10 protein-coding genes and 1 tRNA gene are annotated in these 19,112 nt (G+C 38.6%); 7 read left to right on the plus strand and 4 right to left on the minus strand.

The features are described from left to right. The 4 genes from K1X82_10745 to K1X82_10760 form a co-directional block, all read left to right on the plus strand. On the plus strand, positions 1-1,259 hold a 1,259-nt coding region (locus K1X82_10745; GenBank protein ID MBX7182583.1), incomplete at its 5' end, for an OmpA family protein. A 174-nt stretch (positions 1,260-1,433) separates the two neighbouring features. After that, positions 1,434-1,506 (plus strand) — tRNA-Gln (locus K1X82_10750). Between the two features lie 133 nt (positions 1,507-1,639). After that, positions 1,640-3,388 carry a PDZ domain-containing protein gene (locus K1X82_10755; GenBank protein ID MBX7182584.1) on the plus strand — a complete coding sequence of 583 codons (1,749 nt, stop codon included), beginning with the start codon at positions 1,640-1,642 and terminating at the stop codon, positions 3,386-3,388. Continuing rightward, entirely contained in the window at positions 3,385-3,627 is a 243-nt protein-coding gene (locus K1X82_10760) for a hypothetical protein (protein MBX7182585.1), read from the plus strand. Before K1X82_10755 ends, K1X82_10760 begins: the two co-directional genes overlap by 4 nt. Here K1X82_10760 and alaS read toward each other — a convergent pair. Further along, positions 3,624-6,239 (minus strand): alanine--tRNA ligase, encoded by a 2,616-nt coding sequence (gene alaS, locus K1X82_10765; protein ID MBX7182586.1) that lies wholly within the window; start codon positions 6,237-6,239, stop codon positions 3,624-3,626. The two genes, K1X82_10760 and alaS, sit on opposite strands and share 4 nt — an antisense overlap. A gap of 566 nt (positions 6,240-6,805) precedes the next feature. Here alaS and K1X82_10770 point away from each other — a divergent pair. Further along, positions 6,806-9,439, plus strand: coding sequence for a hypothetical protein (locus K1X82_10770; protein MBX7182587.1), 2,634 nt, complete (start codon positions 6,806-6,808; stop codon positions 9,437-9,439). A gap of 527 nt (positions 9,440-9,966) precedes the next feature. Here the strand turns inward: K1X82_10770 and K1X82_10775 are convergent. Continuing rightward, positions 9,967-10,911, minus strand: coding sequence for an SPFH domain-containing protein (locus tag K1X82_10775; GenBank protein ID MBX7182588.1), 945 nt, complete (start codon positions 10,909-10,911; stop codon positions 9,967-9,969). A gap of 171 nt (positions 10,912-11,082) precedes the next feature. Between K1X82_10775 and K1X82_10780 the strand changes: the two genes are divergently transcribed. After that, positions 11,083-13,545, plus strand: a complete 2,463-nt coding sequence (locus tag K1X82_10780) for a DUF5686 and carboxypeptidase regulatory-like domain-containing protein (protein MBX7182589.1) — start codon at positions 11,083-11,085, stop codon at positions 13,543-13,545. 786 nt (positions 13,546-14,331) lie between these two features. On the opposite strand, the gene K1X82_10785 is transcribed toward K1X82_10780, so the two are convergent. Continuing rightward, positions 14,332-15,960 (minus strand): tetratricopeptide repeat protein, encoded by a 1,629-nt coding sequence (locus K1X82_10785; GenBank protein MBX7182590.1) that lies wholly within the window; start codon positions 15,958-15,960, stop codon positions 14,332-14,334. An 80-nt stretch (positions 15,961-16,040) separates the two neighbouring features. Here K1X82_10785 and purE point away from each other — a divergent pair, with 80 nt between their 5' ends. Continuing rightward, on the plus strand, positions 16,041-16,514 hold the full coding sequence (purE, locus tag K1X82_10790; protein MBX7182591.1) for a 5-(carboxyamino)imidazole ribonucleotide mutase: 474 nt from the start codon (positions 16,041-16,043) through the stop codon (positions 16,512-16,514). Here the strand turns inward: purE and K1X82_10795 are convergent. Next, positions 16,511-18,637, minus strand: coding sequence for a response regulator (locus tag K1X82_10795; protein ID MBX7182592.1), 2,127 nt, complete (start codon positions 18,635-18,637; stop codon positions 16,511-16,513). The two genes, purE and K1X82_10795, sit on opposite strands and share 4 nt — an antisense overlap. Positions 18,638-19,112 lie beyond the last annotated feature (475 nt).

Genomic DNA, 19,112 nt, shown 5'->3' on the forward strand with positions numbered 1-19,112 from the left:
TAAATTTAGGTCCGCCCATTAACACCGACGGAAATGAAGGGGCTCAATGCATTTCACCGGATGGACAATGGATATTTATGACAGCTTGCAATCGAAGAGATGGAGAAGGAAGTTGTGATATTTATATTTCCCACAAAACAGCCAATGGTTGGAGCGAACCAAGAAATCCTAAATCTCCCTTAAATTCTGCTAAATGGGAAAGTCAACCAGGCTTTTCAGTTGACGGTAAAACTTTGTACTTTTCAAGCAATCGTCCTGGTGGCAAAGGAGGAATGGATATTTGGTACAGTACTTTTGTAACCGGTAAAGGATGGGGAGAACCCAAAAACCTGGTGATTGTCAATACTCCGGGCAATGAACAAAGCCCATTTATCCACCCGGATGACCAAACTCTTTACTTTTCTTCCAACGGATTACCCGGTATGGGCGAAGCAGACTTATTTTATTGCCGTCGCCAACCGGATGGATATTGGGGTATCCCTCAAAACCTAGGATATCCAATCAACACTCCGGGCGATGAACAAAGCCTTATTGTTAGCGCTACCGGTGACACCGCTTTTATTTCAACTGACAAAAAAGGTGGATTCGGAAATTTAGACATCTACTCTTTTGCACTTTACCCGGAAGCCAGGCCCCAAACGGTAACCTATTTTAAAGGAAAAATAACGGATAAGGATAACCGTCAACCACTAGAAGCAAACTTCGAGCTAATCGATATTGCAACAGGTGAAATTAAAGCAAGATCAAGCTCTACCCCCGGTACAGGAGAATTCCTGGTTAGTCTGCCAATGAACCGAAATTATGCCTTAAATGTATCGAAGGACAATTATTTATTCTTTTCTGAATCTTTTGAATTAAAAGGTAGTAATTCCGCATCCAAACCGGTTTTTAAAAATGTGGAATTAAGTCCAATAAAAGCCGGTGAAAAAGTAGTACTGAAAAATATTTTCTTCGACTCCAATAAATTTGACCTCAAGTCTGAATCCAATGCAGAACTTGACAAACTAGTGGAATTACTCAAGAAAAACCCTTCCATGAAAATTGAAATAAGCGGCCATACCGATAATATTGGAAATAAAACTGCCAATAAAACCCTCAGCGAAAACAGAGCCAAATCGGTTATCGACTTCCTAATTTCAAAAGGTATAGAATCAGGACGTTTGGTTCCTAAGGGGTATGGCGATGAAAAACCAATCGATTCTAACGAAACAGAAACAGGAAGAGCTAATAACCGAAGAACCGAAATGACAATTCTTTAATTCAAAGAAATAGCTTGTAAGATCTGGTAGATTAACTCTACATACTTCTTTCTTTTGCGAATTATTCCCACTATGGAAGAATGATTCTAACGACTCTAAAAAATTTTCAATCTTCTATTGTCCGTCTCATTTTTTTTCTACTTTTGCGGCCTCAATTGCTGCAACACAGCAGATTGTCCGATGGTGTAACTGGCAACACGTCTGATTTTGGTTCAGAAGAGTCTAGGTTCGAGCCCTAGTCGGACAACTTAAAAAGCCCCAAAACTGGGGCTTTTTCATTTCTATACCTTTCCCAAAAACAGAAATAATTCCTCTAAATTTATATTCATTCAACCTACAAACTCCAAACTTAAGGTATACCTTTGTCGCGATTTTGAAGCATGGGAATGAACTATAAAATGGGTAGTTCCAAACCTCAAACCAGGGTTTTGGAACTTGAAATGACAATTGATAAGGCCTTTTTCCAATCCAATGGTGATTTGATTGTACAACTCCCTGATTGGAGACCTGGCAGATATGAACTTGGAAACTTTGCTAAAAACATCCTTCATTTTGAACCACGAAATGAAAATAACGAAGTTTTAGCTTTTCAAAAAACCGGTAAATCAAGTTGGTTGATTCTAACCAATGGCTCCAACTCGGTTCAAATTAAATACGGATACTACGCTGCGGTGCTAGATGCAGGAAGTTGTTGGGTTGATTCATCACAAATCTATGTAAATCCCGTCCATTGTTGCCTCTATATTCCAGGTTACGAGCAAACCCCATGCACTTTGCAAATCGAAATCCCTAGTCATTTTGAAATTGCCGGATCCTTAAAACGAATTGGTCACAATCAATTTGAAGCCAAGGATTTTCATGAATTAGTTGACAGCCCTTTTATTGCTTCTCCAAGCCTTCAGCATCATTCCTATTTAGTCGGTAACACTACCTTCCACCTTTGGTTTCAAGGTGAATGTAAACTAGATTGGAACCGAATCATCCCTGATTTCGAAAAATTTACCCAGCAGCAAATGACGGCTATGGGAGGATTTCCCACAACCGAATACCATTTTCTATTTCAAATCCTAACTACTGCATATTATCACGGAGTAGAACATCTTAAATCAACAGTTATTGTTCTGGGACCCAGCTACAATTTAATGAAACCGGTTTTATACCCTGAATTATTGGGCATAAGCAGCCATGAGCTTTACCACAGTTGGAATATTAAAACCATTCGTCCAATTGAAATGATGCCTTATCAGTATAACCGGGAAAATTTTAGCCGCCTGGGTTATGTAGCAGAAGGTATTACAACCTATTATGGTGACCTGTTTCTTCACCGAAGCGGCAGTTTTACTACCTATGAAATGATGAAAGAATTAACCCGTCATATCCAAAAACATCTGGATAATTATGGACGCTTTAATCTTTCCGTTGGTTCTTCTTCTTGGGACACCTGGCTTGACGGATATGTAGAAGGAATTCCTCACCGAAAAGTTTCTATCTATACCGAAGGTGCCTTATGCGCCTTTATGGTTGACATCCTAATCAGACGAAATACAGGTAATCGGAATAGCCTGGATGATGTTATGGAATACCTATATAATGAATTTGGCAAAAAAGGTATTGGCTATTCTGAATCGGATTATAAACAAGCATTAGAACGCTTTGGAGAAACCGATTTTACCTGGTTCTTTAAAGATTATTACAACGGAACTGTTGATTATGAACCTTTGCTTGCTGATTGCCTGGATTATATAGGCTATCAAATCAATAAAGTAAGGTCCAGAATGTATTTTGAAAACCGATTCGGATTTAAAATAAAATTCGGACAAAATGGAGCCAGCATTATTACCTCCGTCGCTCCCAATTCATTATCCGAAAAAGCCGGACTTTCCAAAGATGATATGATTACCGGTATTAATGGCATTAAACTTGAAAACAACCTGAAAGAATGGTGCAAGTACTTTGCCGAAGAAACAATTACCCTGGAAGTTTACTCTCAAAACCAATTTAAACAGGTTATGTTGGTACCTAATGAATCAGATCGATATTTCCAATTAGTAAATCTTCAACAAAATGCTGATTTAAGCCCTGAACAAAAATACAACCTTCGTCAATGGAGTAAATCACTAACAGAATGAATAAAGATGATATCCTAAGACTAATTAAAAATTATCTCCATTCGGAAGTGATTGACCCGGGTGTCCAGTTAAATAGCAATTCTAAATTTACTGAATTAGGTATGGATTCCTTTTCCATCATTAATTTGATATTGACCCTGGAATCCCAAACAGGCATATCCCTGGTAGAAAATGGCATACGTGCCGATGACATTGAAACCATCGACAGCTTAACGAACTTTGTACTTTCCAGAACTTAGTTCCAGGATTCGACCAACTTTCGTCCTTCCGCCAAAGCAACATCCATTCCTGAACTATCGCTACCTCCGGCAGTTGCATAAAAGGCTTGTCCGCCACCTCCACCTTTGATGTGCTTGGCTAATTCCCTTACCAGATTTCCGGCATTCAAAGATTTCGATTTAACCCATTCATCACCTATAGCTAAAGCTAAAAGGGGTTTTTCGTTAACTACCGCGCCCAATAACAAGAAACTCTTTGGATACTTCTGCTTCAATTCAAAACAAAGCGTTTTAATTGCTTCGGCGTGATCCAAGTCAACTTTTGAAAGAAGGAAATATCCATCCCCCTTAATTTCTAGCTTCGATTCCAGTTCCTTTTTAAGTCCCTGAGCTTTTTCCTGAACCAACTTCTCAACTTGCTTTCGCAAAGCAACAACCTCTTCCTGCAAATCTTTTACTGCCTTTATCGCGTCTTTTGGATTTTTGAGAACCTCCTGAACCCCATCAATTAGTAATAACCTTTCGGCCAGGTACTTCTCTGCTCCTACCGAGGTAACTGCCTCAATTCGTCTTACACCTGCTGCCACTGCACTCTCCGATGTAATCTTAAAAAAACCAATTTCGCCGGTAGCTTGAACATGGGTTCCGCCACACAACTCAACAGAATACGAAGGCTCAAAGCTTACTACCCTAACCTTATCTCCATATTTTTCACCAAACAAAGCCATTGCCCCGGTTTTCTTGGCATCTTCTATTGCCATTTCCTGAATTTGACCTTGGATGTTCTCTCTAATTTTTTGATTCACCATGTTTTCGATAGCGCCGGTTTCCAGCTCCGAAACTTTTTGAAAATGGGAGAAATCAAATCGAAGGTACTGCTCATTCACTAAGCTACCTTTTTGCTCCACATGGGTTCCAAGAACCTGCCTAAGTGCTGCATGCATTAAGTGAGTTGCACTGTGATTGGCAGTAGTTAAACGGCGTTTCTCGGTATCTACTTTGGCTGTAAATTCAGCTGATGGATTCTCCGGTAAACTTTCTGAAAGATGCAACCATAAATTGTTTTCTTTCTTGGTATCCAGAATGGAACAGCTTTCATTCACCGATACTATCCTTCCGGTATCGCCAATTTGTCCACCACTTTCTGCATAAAATGGAGTTTGATCAAAAACCAACTGATACAAGGTTTTACCCTTTTCTTTAACACGTCGGTATTTGGTAATTTTAATCGGACATTCCAACTGGGTATAACCAACAAATACTGTAGGATTCGATACTCCTAATTCAACCCAATCATCGGTATCAACAGCTGCGGCGGCGCGGCTTCGAGCTTTTTGCTTTTCCAATTCCTGATTAAAAACCTCCATATCAACCATACGATGAATTTCCCGGGCCATCAACTGAGTTAAATCTATTGGGAAACCGTACGTATCAAATAGTTCGAATGCAAACTTTCCATCTATTGTTCCTTGGTTTTCTCGAATATAATCATTGAAACGTAAAATTCCATTTCCTAAGGTTCTTAAAAAGCCTTGCTCTTCTTCACGAATAACCTTAACAATTAAATCTTGCTGGGCAGTAAGTTCCGGAAAATAATCGCCCATGGTTTGTCCTAACACCGGAACAAGTTCACAAAGGAAAGGCTCTTTAAACCCCAGAAAACTATATCCATAGCGAACAGCACGACGCAAAATACGGCGAATCACATAACCGGCCTTGTTATTGCTAGGCAATTGACCGTCGGCAATAGCAAATGATATAGTTCGGATATGGTCAGAAATTACCCGGGTAGCAATGTCCGATTTAGAATCACTTCCTGTGTAAGCCATTCCCGACTTTTGAACTATAGCTTGGATAAGGGGCTGAAACACATCCGTATCATAATTCGACTGTTTGCCTTGCAGGGTGCGAACTAAACGTTCAAAACCCATCCCTGTATCCACATGCTGGGCAGGCAACTTTTCCAAACTTCCATCGGCTTTGCGGTTGAATTCCATAAACACATTGTTCCAGATTTCCATCACAGAACCGGTGTCATCATTGTTTACCAGGTCATGTGCATCATTATTGCCGTGTGGCCGAGTATCGAAATGGATTTCGGTACAAGGTCCGCAAGGCCCCATATCGCCCATTTCCCAAAAGTTATCCTTCTTATTACCTTTTAAAATTCGATCTTCCGACACCCATTTTTTCCATTCGTCGTAGCTTTCCTGGTCAAATGCCAAACCTTCCTTTTCATCTCCCTCAAAAACAGTCACATACAGACGCTCCTTAGGCAATTTATACACCTCCGTAAGCAATTCCCAGCTCCAGGCTATAGCTTCCTTCTTAAAATAATCGCCAAACGACCAGTTACCTAGCATCTCGAACATAGTATGGTGATAGGTATCTACGCCCACCTCTTCCAAGTCGTTGTGTTTACCGCTTACACGCAGGCATTTCTGGCTATTGGCAATACGTGGAAATTTCACCGGTGAGTTTCCAAGAAAAATATCCTTGAACTGATTCATCCCCGCATTGGTAAACATCAGGGTTGGGTCATTTTTAACGACCATTGGGGCGGAGGGCACAATTTCATGTCCTTTGCTGCGAAAAAATTCAAGGAAAGTACGGCGAATCTCTTGGTTAGTCATAGTCCGATTTTGGGAGGGCGAAATTAGTAAGGAAGCGGGAATGTTGGGTACTTAATCCAAAAAATCCGGAAATTTGACCGGGCTTTTAATTTTTATTTGGCGGGTCCCGTTTCGCTACTAACATTTACTCCGAAAAACTAACAGATATGCAAGGCGAAACGGTCGCGCTATCGCCCATACTCCTCCGGCCCGCTCCATTGCATTTCGCGTTCCGTGCGGGGTATTTGGCTCTATCGCTACCCGAGGTGCAACTCCCAAACTTTGGCAAATGTGAATAACTTCGAAAATCACCTAACTTTCCAATCTGATTTTTTATTTTTTTTATAATGACGGTTTAAACCGTCATATATAAAAGCGAGAAAATCATGAAATTTCAAGCACAGGTATCACATATCGATTGTCTTTATCAATACAAATAATCTAATCCCTTTTGTATCAACTTCTATGCTTTTTAAAGCAATTAAATTTACAAAAAACATGTAAAAACTGTTTTAGATTTATACAAAAAATCTAAATTGTGTCTCAATAATCTTATTTACTACTTTAGAACCAAACTACAATTAAAAATGTTCCGGTTCTGTTTACTTTTCTTCTTCAGTTATCCATTTATCGCCCTGGGTAATTTTGGATTGGATTTCCATTCACAATCTATCTATTTAAAAAATGCAATTCCATTACCGGGCGGGAATACCCAATTGATTCTTGAGAACAATTCAACCATCTGTTTGGCCAAAATAAATCAAAATGGCGCTTTACTTGATTATAAAACCTACAATTTCTCCTATCCCTTAAGAAATTTAGGTAAACTAAACTTCAATTATCAGCATATTTACTTATTGGAATCCGTGCGGATAAATAACAAGGATTATACTTGTATATTGAAAATTGACACCTCTGGCCTTCTTTTACAATCTGCCATTTTCAAGGATTCAACAGGCACCTCTACAACTTTTCAAAATACCCGATTATCAAATTCAGGCGAACCTTATTTAACTATTAAAAAGTCCAATTTAACCTATTGCCTAAAACTTGACACCAACCTGAATATTTACTCTTCCCATTGCTTTCAATCCCTTCTTTTTGCCGACTTTCTCCCTTCCGGTGAACTATTCTTCGGTAAATCTTATGCAGGTTTCATTCCAATATTCCAAACTTTTTCCAACTATGGTACGGATGTTTTCAAAATGGATTTATCCAGTAATATCAGCTACTTCAATTCCTACATAAGCCAGGAATTTATCCCCAACCAAGACGATCAAAAATTGGAAATAAAATCGATTTTCCCAAAATCGGCAAACGAATTTCTTTTTGTTGTTTGCTTTCCTTATCCATATGGAATTATGCTTGATGACGTTCCCCAATTTACGTTTATCGTTACTGATACCATAGGTCAGATCAGAAATATTCCACCTTATATTAGGTCTGCCGAACCTCATCCCTTCAAATCATCCAATGGTGAACTGTATTCATATAACAATGGCTTTCAACATTTCACCATAGTTCCTGACAATCTTGTAAGATTTGACTCCCTATTTCATCCCAATTTATCACTATCCTGGCAAATAACGGGAGCATCCTACCTTGCACAATTAAATCCAAACCATTTCGACACCATAAACAACCAACTATTTCACACCAAATCGCTTCAATTTCTTTCTTACAACAATCTTGATTCCATTTCCAATTCATGCTATTATTCTACCAATAATCTTTACCCAGATACCTTACCAATTTTTGAGGATCAGCGAAATCCAACTTTTCCGGTACTACTTGCACAAACATTAGTTTCAGACACCCTGGCATTTCTGCCGGATACCCTGGCCCCGAATTGGTCTGTTTGCAAGTGTATTCGTGGCTCAACCGGACCTAACTTGGATTTTGATTATTGTACTTTTCAGGATAGTATCTTTTTACAGATTACCCCACAGGACTCCGTTTTTGCTAATTACGATTCGGTAAAATGGATAATTGGTTCTACAGAAATTGATGATTTTTCCCAACTGAACTTAGCTTATACTTCTGCCAATTCTTCCATTACATTAAAAGCCTGGAATGCTTGCGGTGAAAGAACAATTATCAAGGCAATTTACCTTGATTCAACAGAAATGGTTCAATTTTCAGATACCCTTCTTTGTCCTAATCAATCAGCAACGCTTCAACCTGAAAACTTCCATTCCCAGGTGAATTGGTATAAGGACGGCCAATTTATTGCCACAGGAAATTCAATTTTGGCAAGTAGCCCGGGCAATTATTCATACACCTATCCAACTGGGGCTAATTGTTACCAATCTTCCTTACCAATAAGAATTGAAGCTGCCCAACCCTTTTCCCCTGATTTGAAATTTTGCACCAGCCAAAACCAACTGACTGCCAACCTATTATTCAATATTCCAAACCCAATTTACGACTCCTTGATTTGGCAGGTTGGTGGTATTTCATTCACAGATTCATTGGCAATCCATTCCCAATTAAGCGATTCCTTGTTTCTAACTATCTGGAGTGCCTGCCAGAACTTTCATTTTGCCGAAAAACTAATTCCTGACTCCACAGAAACTATTTTGGCTACTGCACCAACTCTTTGTGATTCCAATGATGTTATTTATTTATACCCATCCAATCCTCATTATCCACTGCATTGGATTTTAAATGGAGCAATAATTGATTCAACCAATTTATCAATTGAAATCAACCAACCCGGCCTATATTCCTATAGTTATTGGCTGGACAGCAATTGTTTGCACCATTCCCAACCATTTGAAATCGTTCAATCCAACAGCCAAGCAACCCTGGTCTACGATTCGCTTCAAGGTATTTTATTAGCCAACCCGGCCCTAAACTCCATCATTTGGAAAGATGAATTTGGCAATTTTGTTGGCACAGGACCATCCTTTCAACCCATAACTTCTGGAACCTATACCTATGAAGCAGTTGATAGCCTAAGTTGTACTATTTACGCTGCAACCATAACAATATCGTTGGAAATAGTTGGAATAGACAAAAGTTTAAACCTTAATAATTTCTACATCAAGAACATGTACAATATGCTTGGCGAAAAGCTTCAAAATTCAAAGGAAGCTTTTCCATTTCCAGATTTATCCGATGGAGTTTACATTATTCAACTGACAAACCAGGCTAATTCATCCCAACTAATCCAAAAAATCATTGTACTTCAGGGGGTGGCATACATAAGTAAGGAATAAAATGCCAATGAAATCCTATGATTTGAGTAGATTTTTTATTTGGCGGGTCCCGTTTCGCCATTAACATTTATTCCGAAAACCCAACAGATGTGCAAGGCGAAACGGTCGCGCTATCGCCCATACTCCTCCGGCCCGCTACATTGCATTTCGCGTTCCGTGCGGGGTATTTGGCTCTATCGCTACCCGGGGTGCAACTCCCAAACTTTGGCAAATGTGAATAACTTCGAAAATCACCTAACTTTCCAAATTGATTTTTTATTTTTTTTATAATGACGGTTTAAACCGTCATATATAAAAGCGGAAAAAAAACTTTGCAGGCACTCTCCCCGGGTAGGGATAGTAGTGGATAGCCCACAGGGATGCGGAGGTACGGAGCAGACCGAGGACTAGGAACGGATAGCCCGACCGGCCGCCTTTCCCATCGACCATACTTATGCACAATAGTCCGGGCGGCCGGGACCCGCCAAATAAAAATCCCCTTCTACACCAATGCATAAAAGGGGATTTCTTTGTTTTGATTTCTATTTCTAAGCCTTTTTCTTCGGTTCTTCCGGCATGGTATCCATCAAATTATTCAAAGCCATCATTTCTTTCATGGTTTTTTGCATGCCCTCGGTGGAACCATCCAGGAATATGACATTGCCTTTTCCATATTCGGCGAAATTTTTAATCGCCTCGGTCCACATGCTAAACAAAATCACAGAAGTATCCATGTTGGCCTGCTGAATTTCACGAGCTGCACTGCTCATACCTTTGGCAACCTCTTCCCGGAATAAAGCAACACCCTGCCCACGCAATTGAGCAGCTTCGCGCTCTGCCTGTGCTGCAATTTTTATGGCATTACCCTCCGCCTCTGCAGCTTTTGTTTTGGTAATTAACAAAGCCTGACCTTCATTTTCTGCAGCAGCCTTCATATTGTTTGACGCCACTACCTGGGCCATGCTGCGCACTATAATATCATCAAAAGTAATGTCATTCATTTGTAAATCAATAAGATGATAACCCCAACTTTCCAATGACTCATCTACCTTCTCCTTAACATCATCAACAATTTCCCGACGCAATGAAAGAATTTCGGCTTGCTTCTTAGTGGCTACAAATCCACGAATACTTCCTTCCACCGTACGAATTAACGCTTGCATTAAATTCCGTTCATCCACAAATTTAAAGGCTACATTTTTTATGGTTTCTTCATCCTGATTAACCACAGCATAAAGAAGCATCGCTTTAAAATTCACATTTGCCTGATCACTCGTAATGGCCTGAAACTCCAGCTCCACCGAACGATTTTGAATGGAAATTCGCTTATAAACCATTTCAAAAAATGGAATCTTAAAATTCAACCCCGGCCCCAATATCCGCTGGTATTTCCCAAAAATGGTAATTACCGCAATAGTGCCTTGCTGAACAGTTACAAAAGAAAGGAAGAGTATTCCTACCAAAAAAACTAATACTATTAAAGCTACAATCATGGTTTGTCAAATTAATATCCAAAAGTACATTGGCCAAACATAAGTTTTACAAGTTTCTTAAATGAAATTCAGGCAATTATAAAAACTCAAAAATAAATTAGTAAGAAATTAAACTTTTTACGGAACAATTGGCCTAAGGAATAGGTTGAATAACTAACTTAGGCAAGGCGTATGAGGAATTTCTATTGGGTATTTTTGAGTTGCTTTTGGGGACTTCTTTGCATCCCATCAACTATTCTTTGCCAGGTTACCAGAATATCCGGTCAAATCATTGATGGTAAAACAAAAGAACCTCTGCCATTTGTAAATATAATCTTGCAGGGAACTACCATCGGAACCCATACTGATATGGAAGGTAATTACCTAATTGAAACCTCCTTCCCAACCGACACCATCATCGCTTCTTTTATTGGATACACAACCCAAAAAAAGGCGATTCGGAAAGGGGTTAAACAAACCATTCCGTTTGAATTTTCGGCAACCAACACCCAATTGATGGAAGTAGTGGTTAAACCGGGAGAAGACCCTGCTGAACTTTTATTGCGAAAAATACTGGCCAATAAATCCAAAAACTCCAAGGATAACAGCCCTTATTACCAATTTACCTGCTACAATAAAATTGAAATCGACCTCAACAACTTCAAAACAGAAAAACTCAAAAAAAATCCATTCTTTAAACCCTTTGGGTTTGTATTTGATAATGTGGATACCTCTAAACTAAATGGTAAAATTTATTTGCCCGCTATCCTGAGCGAAACAGTTTCGGAGGTTTACCACCGTAGCTCACCCAAAGCCGAACGAGAAATCATTAAGGCAACCAGAGTTTCCGGTACTTCTAGTAAAAGCATTTCTCAGTTTTCCGGGAATCTGTACCAAGAACTTTATATTTATGACAATTATCTCAAGGTTTTTGGAAAATCAACCATTAGTCCTATTTCAGACATAGGAAGATACTATTACAAATACTACTTAACCGATAGCATGGTAATTGACGGTCGTTGGTGTTACAAACTTCTGTTTTCATCTCGTCGAAAAATGGAACCAACCTTTTTGGGTCATCTATGGATTGCCGATTCCAGTTTCGCCGTGGCAAAAGTGGAAATGAAGCTATCTCCGGATGTAAACATCAATTGGATTTATGACTTTATGCTGGAACAAACCTACTCCAATCCGGATGGACAACATTGGTTGCTTACCAAAGAAAAACTGCAGGTTGATATGAACAGCGGAACCTTCAAAACAGGGGCATTTGCAACTAAATCATCCTATTTCACCAATTTTGTTTTTGACAAAACCCAAAAGGATGCCTTTTACTCAAAAGCTGAAAACATTGAATTTACGGATAGCGCCAATATACAAACTAAAGAATTTTGGGACGAAAACCGACCGGAACAGCTTTCTCAGAAAGAACAAAGAATTTATACCAATACGGATAGCGTTCAAAAAATGCCGGCCTATAAACGAATCTTTACCTTTTTCAATGCCTTGTCAACAGGTTATGTTACCCTCGGCCCGGTTGAGTGGGGACCCTACTATACAACCTATAGCTTTAATCAAATTGAAGGTAGTAGAATTAAATTAGGCCTTAGAACAAGTAATAAGGTTAGTAAAAGATTCGAATTATCAGGATCCATAGCATACGGATTCAAGGATGAACGTATTAAATACTCAGTGGGTGGGAAATTCTTCTTTTCTAAAAAACCCCGTAACCATATTGCCTTGTACTACAAAGATGATATGGAACAAATGGGACAAAGCCAAAATGCATTTAGGGAAGACAACCTGGTAAACTCCCTTTTCCGAAGAAGGCCATTTAACCGATTAACCTATATCAAGGAGTTGAGAACCTATTATGAAATTGATTGGTTTCAAGGCTTTTCAACGCAACTTGCTTTGTATCATCGAGAGGTTGAACCAACCTCTGTAATAAAATTTGAATATTCGGAATTACCATTACCAACCAATTCCCTTGTCACCACCGATTTACGATTGAAGTTCCGATTTGCTTATCGGGAAAAATACCTGGCAGGTGAAATGACCCGAGTTTCATTGGGAACCAAATATCCGGTAGTTCAAATTCAATATATTAAAGGTTTCAAAGGGTTATGGAATGGACAATTTAATTACGATCGCCTTATACTAGGTATTAATCAATGGTTTAAAGTTGGACCAATAGGTTGGAGCGAATATCAAATTCAGGCTTCTCAAATTTGGGGCAAACTTCCCTATCCACTCTTAGGACTTCATCAAGGAAATGAAGCCTATAGCTACGACGATTTCGCTTTTAACATGATGAATTATTTTGAGTTCGTAAGTGATAAATACGCCAGCGGATATTATGCCCATCATTTTAATGGTTTCTTCTTAAACAGAATACCCCTTATTCGAAAATTAAAATGGAGAGAACTGGTCACCTTCCGGGGTTTAATCGGTTCATTGAGCGAATCCAATAGAAATGTAATGGTTTTTCCGGATGGACTTCAATGGCTAACCAAACCTTATGCTGAAGCAGGCTTTGGAATCGAAAATATTTTTCAGTTCATTCGGGTGGATTTCTTGTGGAGACTCTCCTACCTCAACAATCCTAATATCCAAAAATTTGGTGTTCGATTTAGCTTACGGTTTAATCTGTAATACCCAATCAAAAGAATTGAGCGCAAAGAATGCTTAGGAAATAAAGTCAATTTCAACCTTCCTTTTGAAGCCATTTCTGGGTTTATACAGGCAAGGAACAGCTTAAAGCTAAATTCTGCATTAGAAATCATAAAGAAACTTTCAAATGCAATAAAGACGAGGGCTTCAAGTTAATTTTCGATTGTAGAAATAGTGAACTATTTTGAAGTCAAAAATTGCACTAAAACCCTTGTTTTAGAAACAGTTGGAAGTTGTAATAGATTTCCAAAACCAATGTTATTTGAAAAATAGTCCAAAAAACTCGTTTGAAAATTACAGTAGTGAATGCCGATACAAAAGCAGTTTAGGCCAATTTGTGCCAAGCATCATTGGACTATTTCAGATTTGCAATCGGTATAATGCAGAATTTTGGTTAAAATACAAAAATTCAGTTGAGATTCTCCGGTTGAAAATGTATCCCTTGCAAAATCCTAATGGATACCAAAACCGGTTGGGTTAGAAAGTTCACAATGAGGTTGCACCTCGGGCAACGATAGAGGCAAGTAGCTCCAAGCCAACGCAGCGTTTAGCGGAGTGGGCTTGGACTACAGCCGATAGCGTGACCCGAACGCCCGGGCAAGTTGTTTGGAGTATAGCAAAAAGAAGGTTGGGCGGAGGGGGCCCGCATAAAAGGAATTAAAAAAATAATCGATTAGCTATAATTACCCGTTCAGCGAATCACCTTTAGAATATCCTATGTTTAAAGGTATCAAGGGTAAGAATGGTTACGACATGACGATGGCCAAACTAAGGCTGAGCAACTTGTCCTGCTTCCAAAATATCGCGCTGGGTTAAAGGAATACCCTTATCCAACTTAATTTGCAATTTTAAAAAGTTTTCGGCTCTTGTCTGATCATTCAATTTTAGCAGCAATCCGGGCAATTTGGCATGAGAATAAATAAAATTGGGATCTATCATTAAGGCTCTAAAATATTCATCAGCGGCTTGGGTTAAATAGCCTAAATCTTCCAAACACCTAGCCAGGTTATGATGTGTTTGCGGATATACATCATACAATTCTATTGCCTTCTGATAATACGAAATTGCTGATTGACAATCCTTTTTATCTGCTAAAACCATTGCGAGGTTATTGTACATCCTGGCACTTTTCTTTGTATATTTTATCTCATTTCTGTAAAATTTTTCGGGATCCGACCATTCCTTATTTCGTGCAAACACTTGAACTGAATACAAAAACAAAACAGGAACCAAGGCAATTGGAGCCCAGGTAAATTTCCCAATTAATACTTGAATTCCATAAACCAAAAGAAAGCACAAACCAATTTGCGGCAAATAAAGCCAGTGTTCTAAATACATTGAATTCAAAGGAATAAGTCCACTAACCGGAGCAATGGTAATAAAAAACCAAAAAAATGAAAACAAAGGAATATAAACTCCACTCCTGGCCTTCCAAATGGACCAACCACTCCAAGTGCCAATTATCAGGATAGAAAGTACCGATTGTGGTCTGGAAAAATCAGTATAGGCGGTATAAGGGGTTTCATAGTGCAAATGAAAGGGGGCAAAAAACATCTTTAAATATTCGGGAAACACATGAAGGAAAGTAATAATGCGAACACTTAAGCTTTCGTTATAAATATTCTCCTGATTACTAAGTCCGAAACTCCCGGTGAAATTTAATACCGTCATTTTCAAATAAACAAAACCTAAACCCAGGCCCAATGCCAGAACAGGCAATACCCGATGCAAGGTTCCGATTGGACTTCCTTCCTTCCATTTCAAGCCCAAAATCAAAAAACAGATTGGTCCTACTATCACCCCATTTTCTTTAGACAACAAGGCCAATACTGCCCCAATTACGAAAACAACGACTAGGACAACCCTTGATAGAATGGTTTTTGTGTCAAATATACCTGCAAAAGCAACCAAACTTAGTAAAACAAAAAAAGCAGATAGTGGTTCGGACAAACCGGAAATATAACTAATGGCTTGGGTCTGCAAGGGGTGAAATAGAAACAAAATGGACACGGCAAAATTCACACCTGTCAACTGCGGGAACAACAATCCTAGAAAAACAAACAATAAAAACCCATTTAAACTATGAAAAATCACATTCCACATATGGAAAGCCCAGGTTTGAGAACCTGCAATTTTGTAACTTAATACATATAGCGTTTGCTGTAAAGGCCGATAGAAATTGTCGTTTAGCCCACTCCCTTGTGTAATACCGGAGGAAAAAATGGCACGAAGATTTCCAGATTTTACAAATTGATTGTTTTCAATAAAGGTGTTATCATCAAAAATGAATTTCCCATTCAACACATTGGAATAAAGTAAAAATCCTAAACTAAAAAAAACCAATAAACTAATCCATTTATTGGTGTATAGTGGGAGAAGGAATCGGCTTAAATTCATGTGATCCAAAACTTTGAACAAGGCTATGCAAATATCATGTAGGTTTGCAAACTCAAATATTAATCTATACACATCACACTATGGAAAAGCCACTTGTAGGAATTATTATGGGAAGCAAAAGTGATTTAAGCGTTATGCAGGCTGCAGCTGATATCCTGAAGGATTTAGGCATCAACCATGAGGTGAAAACGGTTTCAGCCCATCGCACTCCGGAATTAATGTTTGAATATGCTAAATCAGCTCGGCCCAGAGGCTTGAAAGTCATCATTGCTGGGGCTGGTGGAGCGGCTCATCTTCCCGGAATGGTTGCCTCTTTAACTACCTTACCGGTAATTGGCGTTCCGGTTAAATCATCCAATTCAATCGATGGATGGGATAGCATTTTATCTATTCTACAAATGCCTAATGGCGTTCCGGTTGCCACGGTTGCACTTAATGCAGCACAAAATGCAGGTATTTTGGCGGCCCAAATTATTGGAAGCAGCCATCCTGAAATCGCTGAAAAACTAGACCTTTTTAAACAAAACTTAAAGGAAAAAGTATTGAATTCCTAAGCAGCCTTATTGTTGTTAATTTTTACATGAGAGGCTATCTTCTCAAACAATTGTTCAGGCTTATAAGGCTTGGGTAAAAAATCAGTTGCGCCTATCTCTAAAATCTTTTCTCTGGTATCATTAAATGCATCCGCAGTTAGGGCGATAATGGGCACATCATGATCTAAAACCTTGGAATTTGGATCCCGAATTAGTCGAGTAGCCTCATATCCATCCATTTCAGGCATTTGTAAGTCCATTAATACTAAATTAAATTCAGTATTGTTCAATATTTCAATAGCTTCAATTCCATTATTGGCCACGGTAACCATGGTTTTCCATTTGGCAAGCATTTGCTTGGCCACAATTTGGTTCATTTTATTATCTTCTACCAATAAAATATGCAATCCTTCAAACTCCGAAACAGTGATTAGGTTAGCATGTGTTTCATTTTCCAAAACCTGATTTTGAACCACTTCATATACCAATTGGATGGTAAAGGTGGTTCCAACTCCTTCCTCACTTTCAACTTGAATCGTTCCTCCCTGCATCTCTACCAAACGCTTGGTAATGGACAGGCCTAAACCTGTACCTCCATATTTTCTGGTATTATCGAGCTTTGCTTGTGTAAAACTCTCAAAAACCGATTCCAATTTATTCTGCGGTATCCCAATTCCGGTATCTTTTACTTGAATTTCGAGTAATAATTTTCCATCCCAAATTTTCAAAGCCTTCCCAATAATTTCAACTCGTCCATTCTCTGTAAATTTAACTGCATTCCCTACCAAATTAGTTAATACTTGGTTTAAGCGGTAAGGGTCTCCTTTGAGCACTTTTGGAATACTTTCATCTAACTTAACGGAGAGAGACAGTCCTCTTTTCTTAGCCTGGATCGACAAAGTTTTATCCAGGTGTTTGAAAATGCTATTGGGTAGAAAATCAATTTTTTCAAATAGTATTTTCCCCGCCTCCATTTTGGAAAAATCAAGAATATCATTGATAATCACCAACAGATTCTCGCCCGAATTTCGAATGTAATTAAGGTTTTCCAATACATCTGCAGGCAATTGTTCTTTAACCAACATCTCCGAAATACCAATAATAGCATTCATTGGGGTTCGAATCTCATGGCTCATATTGCTCAAAAACTGCGATTTTACCTGTGCTGCGGCCAAGGCATCATCTTTGGCTTTAGTCAATTCCCTTTCATTCCTTTCTAAATTATCTCTCATGGTCACCAAACTATGACCAAGTATATCCACTTCACTTAATGGCGAAAATTCAGCATTGTACTCTCTGTTACCAATTTTTTCTGCAAATACCGCAGTTTTCCTGAGTGATTCTGTCAGGATATTTACCGCCCGAATCATTTCACCAATCTCATCTTCCCTGGATGTATCATTTAACTTCTGTAAATTACCCTTTCCTAATTCCAAAACGATGGACCGAATTTCATTAATTGGCTTGGTAATCAAATTGGCAAAAAATCCGGAGAACAGCAAACTTACAACCACAAATAAGGCAACCAATAACAGAATCATCATCTTAAGATTCTGGTTTGATTTCTGAAGAATCTCTTCCCCATCCATTTTCTCCTTATTCAACATATTTTCCAAAATAGCCAAATCGTCCTTTAATTGAGCCGAAATTGGTATTACATTCTCTTCTATGGCACTTTCACAAATAAACTTTTTTAACGGATCATCATAGTGTTCAAACTTATCTAACTCATTCATTATCTGCTTCTCTACAGATATAAGTTCTTCATAATCCTTCAAGGTTTTGTTTAATTGATCTATCTCTTTTGGATTTTTCCAGTAATAACTCAAATCCTTCAGAATACTCTTTAATTTAGGGTAATCCTTGGAAATCAACTTTCTTAAAGCCTGCTTATCTGCTTCGTTCGATCGCAAATAAACCCAATTCGTTGTATACATCTTCGAATTGGTAATCAATAAGTTAAACTCCTGAACCTTGTTTATGGATGGATCTATTTTCTCGGAAATAGTCTGCCTAATTTCGGTATTCTGTCTTAAGGTATGGGCAATTATTCCGGCAGTAATAATAAACAGAATGATTAGGGCCAAATATCCTAATAAAACCAACCGGTTAATACCGGGCTTTAGAATGTTTGATGAAAACATTAGTATTTCCTAATCAATTTTGATATTTCTAACGAAAACCATTGACTAAGGTTCTAATTTTATTGCCATATTCAAATTCTCCAAATAAGCTATTCCATCGTTACCTCAACATTTAAGAATAGCAGCAAGTTCAAATTTCCATGAAAAGACTTACCTCTTATCTTATGTCTTTCCTTTAGTTTTTACTCCCTGATTTAACCAAAAATCTAATTTCCTTCTTCGGGCTTATAAATAGTAGGCGGGCCCCCTCAGCCCAACTAATTACTTGCAAATTCTAAAATACCGTAAATGGGCTTTCGGGTCACGCTATCGGCTGTAGTCCAAGCCCACTCCGCTAAACGCTGCGTGGGCTTGGAGCTACTTGCCTCTATCGTCAGTTTGTCTAAAAACCACCTTTAGACGCCATTTTTCGTTTAATATCCTTCAAAATGGTTCGATTTAAGAGCATCTAATTTGAAAAATATAACATTCGACT

This window comes from Bacteroidia bacterium (genome assembly GCA_019695265.1).
GTDB lineage: Bacteria > Bacteroidota > Bacteroidia > JAIBAJ01 > JAIBAJ01 > JAIBAJ01.